Source organism: Pseudoalteromonas sp. CST2, from assembly GCF_028599385.1.
Lineage (GTDB): Bacteria > Pseudomonadota > Gammaproteobacteria > Enterobacterales > Alteromonadaceae > Pseudoalteromonas > Pseudoalteromonas atlantica.
The window spans coordinates 497,048-503,190 of record NZ_JAQREO010000002.1 but is presented as its reverse complement, the minus strand read 5'-3'; the positions used below and the strand labels follow the sequence as shown (position 1 = coordinate 503,190).

At 40.3% G+C, this 6,143-nt stretch carries 4 protein-coding genes; 2 read left to right on the top strand and 2 right to left on the bottom strand.

What is annotated here, in order from left to right:
* Positions 1 to 134: 134 nt before the first annotated feature.
* On the bottom strand, positions 135 to 881 hold the full coding sequence (locus tag PSH41_RS04900) for a YciK family oxidoreductase (protein WP_004587787.1): 747 nt from the start codon (positions 879 to 881) through the stop codon (positions 135 to 137).
* Between the two features lie 227 nt (positions 882 to 1,108).
* Between PSH41_RS04900 and PSH41_RS04895 the strand changes: the two genes are divergently transcribed.
* Complete coding sequence (locus tag PSH41_RS04895; protein WP_054982404.1) at positions 1,109 to 3,538, top strand: VolA/Pla-1 family phospholipase; 2,430 nt, start codon at positions 1,109 to 1,111, stop codon at positions 3,536 to 3,538.
* A gap of 100 nt (positions 3,539 to 3,638) precedes the next feature.
* A complete protein-coding gene (sohB, locus tag PSH41_RS04890) occupies positions 3,639 to 4,655 on the top strand; it encodes a protease SohB (RefSeq protein WP_029772521.1) in 1,017 nt (338 codons plus the stop codon).
* Positions 4,656 to 4,717: 62 nt separating this feature from the next.
* Here sohB and PSH41_RS04885 read toward each other — a convergent pair whose 3' ends face one another.
* Entirely contained in the window at positions 4,718 to 6,049 is a 1,332-nt protein-coding gene (locus tag PSH41_RS04885) for a dicarboxylate/amino acid:cation symporter (RefSeq protein ID WP_273588165.1), read from the bottom strand.
* Positions 6,050 to 6,143: the final 94 nt, after the last annotated feature.

Sequence of the window (6,143 nt, the reverse complement as noted above, 5' to 3'; positions counted from 1 at the left end):
ATACAATGAAATGCGACCGCACTTAAGTTTGGATATGAAAACACCAAATCAAGTGCATAAAAAAGACCTGGCGCTTTCGCACCAAGTCTTTCATTAAAACCGTCAACCTATTTCAGGACGGGACAAAATGTAGTTTACTTTTTTTGTTGCGCATCGAGAGATTCACCGTTTACATCGCTCGAGTCATCACTCATTAAATATAAATACGTTGGCATTAAATCTTCTGGGGTAGCAAGCTTATCGCGATCCTCCCCTGGGTAGGCTGATGCGCGCATAGAGGTACGCGTTGCGCCAGGGTTTATACAATTTACACGGATATTGGTTTTACCTACTTCGCAGGCCCATGTTTGCATCATGCCTTCAACTGCAAATTTAGATATTGCATAAGGCCCCCAAAATTCGCGCCCTTTACGGCCAACGCTTGATGAAGTGAAAACAATAGAGGCATTTTCTGATTTACGCAGCACAGGGAATAGCGCTTTGGTGATCATTGCTTGCGCAGTAACATTCACTTTCATGATGTTTTCAAACGTAGAAGAGCAAAAGTGCTCAAGTGGCCCGAGTGAACCTAAAATACCGGCATTATTCAATAAGCCGTCTAATCGGCCAAATTGACTTTCGATTGTGGCTGCTAAATCGCGGTAGTTTTGTTTTGTCGCGCCTTTTAAGTCCATTGGCACAATAGCAGGCTGAGGGTAACCAGCATTGACAATCTCATCGTAAACGCATTCGAGCTTATTTGTTGTTTTACCAAGTAAAATAACTGTCGCGCCATGCTTTGCGTAGGTAATTGCTGCTACGCGGCCAATACCATCGCCGGCACCTGTAATTAAAATTACTTTATTTTGAAGTGCATTTGGAGTTGCTTGATAAGTTTGCATATAAATACCAATTTATAAAATTTTTTTGATTTTAACATAGCAAATCGTCAAGTAATCGAATTTATTGAAAATTTAGGTGGCGGAATTATAAACTTTACGTTAAGTTTAACTGGTCTAATGTCTCATTAATAAACTGATTACATTGTTTTAACTTTACTACACTGATTAAACACACTTACTTTGAACGAACACACTATAAAAATAAAGATATGTGCGGAGCCAACAATATGAAAAAAATGCTACTCTCACTCTCGGTTACAGCTGCGTTAGCAGGTTGTGGCGGCGGAGAAACATTAGAAGATGTTAAAAACGATACTGCAACCATAATACCTAATGCCACGGTGACCTTTGACCCTGCAAATGGGGTTTTATCTGTCCCTAACGATTTATTAATGAGCGGCACTCAAGACGGCACAATTAATATTCCAGGTGAATTAGACGATGATAACGTCTCTGTGCCTCGCACTGCTTATGCAGATCCGCAATTAGCGCTAGGTGCGTTAGATGGCTGGTCATCGCAAGTGCCTTACAAAATTGATTTAACTTTCCCTACAGGCGTATCGCTTGATGAAACCTCTGCAGCGTCGCCTGGTACAGTAAGAATTTTTGAAGTGGTTATGGGCGCAAGCTTAACTGACGCAGAATGTGCTGTTGTTACAGCTGGTTCAGCGTGTAAATTGGTAGGTGAATTAACCTACGGCGTAGACTTCATTTCTCAAGCCTCTGGCGATGCAGTTGCTATTATCCCATTAAAACCTTTCACACCAGGAAGTTCTTACATAAATGTATTAACCACTGGATTAAAAGACTCTCAAGGGCGTTCTATTCAGCCTTCTTCTACTTACGCTTCTGTAAGTGAAGAAGCGCCATTGATTACTGATGCTCAGCTTGGTCTTCAAGCGGCAGTAAATAGCTATGAGAATGTGGTTGTAAGCTCAGGTGATATTACAAAAGATGATATTATATTTTCTGCTGCTATGACCATTCAATCAGCAGGTCCTGTGCTTGGCACAATTAAAAACTTACTGGCAGCTAGCTTACAAAATGATGCTTTGCCAACACCAATGGTAAGTGTACCTGAACAAGCAATGGTAAATGTGCAGCAAGTATTTGCAGCTGCGGGTGTTAGCGTATCGGATGCGTTCTCTGGTGTGCAATATTTAAAAGGTAGCGTTATGTTACCTATGTATTTAGGCACGCCAACAGGCACTGAAATAAGTGATTTAAATGATACTTATTGGCAAGGTATGTGTGACAACGCGGTAGCTGTTTTAGGTTACAAAGCTGCAGCAGGCGAAGCTTTCCCTGCAGAGCCAATTAGCGATAATGATGGGCTTTGTGCTGCGTTAAGTGACGGACAGTTGCGTGATTTAGGTTTAGACACTACGCGCCATTTAACTAAGTATAACTCTATTCCTAAAGTGCAAAGCATGGCGAATGTGCCAGTGCAAATAACCAAACCTATTTTACCGGTTATTAATTTTATTCGTGATTCACAAGGTCTTGATCCAATTGAAATGCCAGAAACTGGCTGGCCAGTTGTTATTATGCAACACGGTATAACAACAGACAAAGAAAGCATGTTGGCATTAACTGCACAACTTTCAATTCAAGGTTTTGCCACAGCGGCGATTGACCATCCTCGCCATGGTGAGCGTGGTGTAGATGTTGATGCTGATGGGACAGATGACTTTAATGCAACGACGGGTTCAGTACTAAGTTACATGAACTTAAACTCATTATTAGTGGCTCGTGATAGCTTGCGTCAATCATCAGCAGATTTATTAGGCTTACGCTTAGGTTTAAACTTTATTAATGATGCGACAATTAACGCACAAGATGTAACCTATGTAGGGCATTCTTTAGGCTCTATTGTTGCACCTGCATTTATAGCTCAGGCTAATACTCCGCTTGCAGATACAGTTGACCCATTATTTAAGGTAAACACGGTAGCACTTGCCAGTGGCGGTGGCGGTATAGCAAGCTTTTTACTTGAATCGGCTGCGTTTGGGCCATTTATTCAAGGTTCTGTATTATCGCAAGCTGGTACAGCAGAATCACAAGAGTTTAACGAGTTTCTACAAGCAGATGCTATTTCAAACTGTGGTACATTATTACCAGATATGGAAGCGTTTTTAACTTGTGGCTATCAGGCGTATGTAACCTCACTTACTACGGCAGGGGAAACTACAAAACTTGCTAACATTCAAGCGGTAATGACCGAGTTTGCTTTTGCAGCGCAAACCGCACTTGATAGCGGAGACCCAACAAATTACGCAGCAGCGGTAAATGCATTAGGTACCCCTGTATACACTAATGTAGTTGTAGGCGATGGCGCAGATAACAAACCAGACCAAGTTATTCCGCCAGCGGCAGCAAATAACCCTATATCGGGCACAATTCCGTTAGCAACATTAATGGGGCTTGAAACAGTAAGCACTTCACAAGCACTAAGTGAAACCCCGGCGAGTTATTTGGTAAAATTTACAAAAGGGCACCATGGCTCAATTTTAACGCCAGCACAAGACGATGCCCAAGCGGCAACTGTTGAGGGCAGTGCAGCAGCAAACGCTGAAATGCAGCTCCAAGTAGCTACTTATTTAGCTGCACGCGGGCGTATGTTATTAGTCAGTAATCCAGAGGTTGTGACTGATTAATCAGCAAAAACCTTATTAACCTTGAAAAGCCACTGTTTAGTGGCTTTTTTTTGTTATAAAGCATGATAAATTAGCTTAAATTTATAAATGGAGAGACCAGTTGGAATTTTTATACGAATACGGTTTGTTTTTTGCTAAAACGGTTACCTTTGTTATTGCTATTGCAATTATTTTAACCCTTATTGTGGGTTCAGCAGTAAAACCTAAAGCTAAAAAAGGAGCCATAGAAATAGACGATTTGTCTGAGCAACTAGATGACTTAAAACACAGTTTTTTAGAAAATACTTTAACTAAAAAAGAGTTAAAGGCGCATCATAAAGCGCAAAAAGTCGAGTCTAAAAAAGCGGCAAATGATGAGCCGAAGCCACGCCTGTATGTTATTGATTTCATAGGTAGTATGGACGCTCATGAAGTTGAAAGCCTACGCGAAGAAGTGACCGCAATTATTGCCATTGCTAATCCTGAGAAAGATAAAGTATTAGTTCGCTTAGAAAGTGGGGGCGGCGTAGTGCATGGCTATGGTTTAGCTGCATCGCAATTACAGCGTTTTAAAACTGCAGGTATTAAGCTTTCGGTTTCTATTGATAAAGTAGCAGCGAGTGGCGGTTATATGATGGCCTGTGTGGCCGATGAAATATTAGCGGCTCCTTTTGCTATAGTTGGCTCTATTGGTGTAATTGCACAAATACCTAACTTTAATAAAATTTTAAAGAAAAACGATGTAGAGTTTGAGCAAATTACAGCAGGCGAATTTAAACGTACGTTAACCTTGTTCGGCGAAAATACAGATAAAGCCCGCGAAAAGTTTCGTGATGAAATAGAGCAAACACATGGTTTGTTTAAAGAGTTTGTAAGCAGCCAGCGGCCAACACTTAATATTGATAATGTAGCAACGGGTGAGCACTGGTTTGCAACACAAGCAATTGAAAAGGGCTTAGTTGATGTAATTAAAACCAGTGATGATGCGTTATTAGAGCAACAAGCTGAGCGTCAAATATACAAAGTAAAATACAAAATTAAGAAAGGATTAAGTGATAAGTTAGCAATTGGGCTAAGTAGCTCTGTAAATAAAGCAGGCGTTAATTTAATGTCGCGTTTTAAAGCAATGAACCCATAAAACGTTATTAAAGGTAATAAAAAACCCTTGCATAGCAAGGGTTTTTTTATGGGCTTAAATAATTACTCAGTTGATTTGTGGTAATCTTCTAAGTCTTTAGCTGCGTTCGGGTCGTTAAATATTGTTTCATCTAATTGACCTTCTGATTTAGCAACCACACAAGTTACCATACAGTCACCCGTTATATTAACGGCTGTACGCGTCATATCGAGTAACCTGTCAACACCAATAATAATTGCAATCCCTTCTACTGGTAAACCTACTTGGTTAAGTACCATTGCAAGCATAATTAAACCCACACCAGGCACACCTGCGGTGCCTACCGAGGCAAGCGTCGCGGTTACAATAACCATTAAGTAATCAGAAATCGTTAAATCAACAGCAAACACTTGTGCAATAAATACTGTTGCCACGCCTTGCATAATAGCTGTGCCATCCATGTTAATGGTAGCGCCTAGCGGAATAGTAAAAGAGGCAACCGAGTTGTTAGCGCCGAGTTTTTTGGTCGCAGTTTCAAGTGTAATAGGCATAGTCGCGCTTGAGCTTGAAGTGCTAAAACCAAATAAACACGCATGTTTCATTTTAGCTAAAAAGGTAAGCGGGTTAAGGCCTGTTAATACTTTTAAAATAATACTGTAATTAATAAACGCGTGAATTAATAACGCCGCCACTACTACAAGGAAGTACTTAGCTAGGCTGAGTATTAATCCCATTTCGATAGTGGTAAAAAGTTTAGCCATTAAAAAGAACACACCGTAAGGTGCAATGTTCATTAGTAGCGTTACTAGTTTTAAAATAACCGTGTTTAAATCTTCAAATACTGCGGCTACACGTTTACCTGCTTTGCCACTTAGCGCCATTGATACACCAAATAAAAGCGCAAACACAATAACTTGCAGCATGTTCCCTTTAGCCATTGCTTCGAATGGGTTAGTAGGGAACATATCGATAATAACTCGCGCTAAGGTAGGGGCTTCTTTAGCATTGAAGCTTGCATCTGATGGCAGTGCAATGCCTTGACCTGGGTTAAATAATAACGCCAGTGAAATAGCTACGGTAATTGCCACGGCAGTTGTAACTAAATATAAGCCAATCGATTTACCACCTAAACGGCCTAATTTTTTAGGATCGCTCAAGCTACACGTACCACATACAAGCGATACAAATACCAGCGGCACAACCAACATTTTTAAGCTGGCAATAAAAATTTGTCCGCCAACATGGAAAAGGCCATCTACAAAAAAAGCTTTAATTGGCAAAGAGAATAACCCAAGAGGAATTAGATAATCGTCTTCACCAGCTAATATAGCCTGAAATAAAAAGCCTACTGCAATACCCAGTGCCATGCCAATCATGATACGGGTAGTTAAACTCATTGAACGTATTTTAGACATATTCCCTAATCTATTTTTTCAAATTTGCCATAGACTACCAGCAAGGAAATATTTACTACAGAAAAAAATAGCCTTTGCGGAATTATTTACATAA

Excerpts from the sequence above, each read along its gene's own strand:
- PSH41_RS04895 (WP_054982404.1), top strand. The coding sequence starts at position 1,109 with ATGAAAAAAATGCTACTCTCACTCTCGGTTACAGCTGCGTTAGCAGGT.
- PSH41_RS04900 (WP_004587787.1), bottom strand. The coding sequence starts at position 881 with ATGCAAACTTATCAAGCAACTCCAAATGCACTTCAAAATAAAGTAATT.
- PSH41_RS04885 (WP_273588165.1), bottom strand. The coding sequence starts at position 6,049 with ATGTCTAAAATACGTTCAATGAGTTTAACTACCCGTATCATGATTGGC.